This window comes from Mordavella massiliensis (assembly GCF_016902415.1).
GTDB lineage: Bacteria > Bacillota > Clostridia > Lachnospirales > Lachnospiraceae > Merdimonas > Merdimonas faecigallinarum.
Map to the genome: position 1 here is coordinate 1 of NZ_JACJLV010000094.1, position 1,774 is coordinate 1,774.

At 41.1% G+C, this 1,774-nt stretch carries 3 protein-coding genes and 1 pseudogene; all 4 read right to left on the reverse strand.

Annotation, left to right across the window (positions count from 1 at the left end; genetic code table 11):
* On the reverse strand, window positions 1–370 hold a 370-nt coding region (locus H6A13_RS12815), incomplete at its 3' end, for a dihydrofolate reductase family protein (RefSeq protein ID WP_204909926.1).
* A 36-nt stretch (window positions 371–406) separates the two neighbouring features.
* Entirely contained in the window at window positions 407–829 is a 423-nt protein-coding gene (locus H6A13_RS12820; protein WP_204909927.1) for an SRPBCC family protein, read from the reverse strand.
* 75 nt (window positions 830–904) lie between these two features.
* Complete coding sequence (locus H6A13_RS12825) at window positions 905–1,279, reverse strand: DUF3795 domain-containing protein (protein WP_106788237.1); 375 nt, start codon at window positions 1,277–1,279, stop codon at window positions 905–907.
* 31 nt (window positions 1,280–1,310) lie between these two features.
* Window positions 1,311–1,774: pseudogene (locus tag H6A13_RS12830) on the reverse strand (hypothetical protein); the annotation flags it as partial.

A 1,774-nucleotide genomic window follows, 5' to 3' on the forward strand; every position in this document is an offset into this window, starting at 1 on the left:
CCAGTTGTTGAATCAGGTTTGCTCCACCACAGATCCAAATACCTTTTCCATTTTCTTCCCGCAATCTTTTTATCAGATTAACAGGGCTTTCATTAACAAAATGAATTTTATCAGACGATTCCTTTGGATTATGTGTCACAACATAGGTTATAAAATCTTGATAAACCCATTCGTCCGGTGAAAGTTCTGTGACGATTTGATGATAGGTATTCCATCCCATTACCACAGTATCAATGTTTTTTACGAATTTCGAATATGCATCAACATTATCGTCATCATCGCCTTGACCGGGCAACCAGTCAACACTCCCTTTACTGTCTGCGATATACCCGTCAAGGCTCATCGCTATAAACAAACTGATTTTTTTCATATCAACTTCTCTAATTGTTCTATTTCTTCAAATTTTCTATAAATCCGGAGATAGTGGATATAAGCCGCCCAATGCTTTTCTTATGTCCGCAACAAACTGTGTCTGCTGCTTTCTCAAATAAGACTTTACAAAGGGTTTCATTAATAATTTCTTCGCTTCCACTTGCTCCGTAAAATCTATCTCTGTTTCACTTCCTTTGGCAGTAAAAACGCCAGTCCAATGGCCTGTCATATTGCTGTTTTCCATATCAAATTCCCATCGTCTGTATGGCTCAACAAGCGTCACGGTAAAGGTCGTAGGATATCCGTCTTTAGTATATTCGATAAATTGCCTGTCACTGATAACTACTGTTTTACTCAAGTCACTTCTCCAGGCAGCGTAATTCTCAATGTCCAAAACAAAATCCCACACTTTGTGAAGCTCGCCGGGAATCAGCGCTTTTATATTTGAAACCGCCATTTTGCTTTCTCCTTAAATCAATCGTATGTAAACTCTTTTCACATCCGTTTTTTTCATAAAAGCTTCAACATCGGGCTATCGCGCTCCTGTTAAGATAAAATTCATTAACTGTTCTACATCATCAAAGTCATCGTAATCCCCGTTTATACCCTCTCGATGATACACAACACCATTTTTCTCATTTCTCTCCAAACAATCCAGAAGCTTTTCCTCTCCATACTTTTTGGCAAACAGACTAAATGTATATGGCTTAATTTTGCTCAATAATCCTTTTCTGCAATCTTCTTCACACTCATAACAATGTGTCAGCCCTTTTGCAATTGAACATTTTTTGTTCTCACAAGAATCATTATCCGGGCAGCCGTTTGATCCACATCCATTGCACTCCGGATTCTCTGTGCATAAACAGCATGCAAGGCCACATCTGGCAATTCCTAATTCCCGTTTCATAAAGTTCCTCCTCAGCTTCCAGGTTATCAGTCTACCAATATTTCTCTATACAACCCCTGGCTTCTTCTTCTGTAAGCTCATAGGTGTCCTGAAGTTTTTGCAAAATCTGCCCCTTCGGAATGTCGAATTCCTTCAGGGAACGAATCAATCCACAGATTCCCCGCTCGATTCCTTGCTCGATTCCCTCCTGATAGCCGTCTTCTTTTCCCTCCTGATAGCCATCTTCATAACCCTCTTTTTTCATGGCTTTCTCATATGCTTCCTGATCAAATCCTTCCAGTACCATCTGTACCACCTCTGCTTTCTGCGCTCTCAGAATATCCGCCAGAACCCCGCCGGCAATACAGCTTTCCACCGCCGTTTCCACTGCTTCCTGCAAATCTTGCCCTTTCGCCTGATTCTTCCGGATGGTATCCACGAATATGGCGTATTCCTCCAGACGCCTGCACTTCTTCATCAATTCCCTGTTATGCCCGTAGTTGATATTCAACATCA

Coding starts and splice junctions, on each gene's coding strand:
- H6A13_RS12825 (WP_106788237.1), bottom strand. CDS start 1,279: ATGAAACGGGAATTAGGAATTGCCAGATGTGGCCTTGCATGCTGTTTA.
- H6A13_RS12820 (WP_204909927.1), bottom strand. CDS start 829: ATGGCGGTTTCAAATATAAAAGCGCTGATTCCCGGCGAGCTTCACAAA.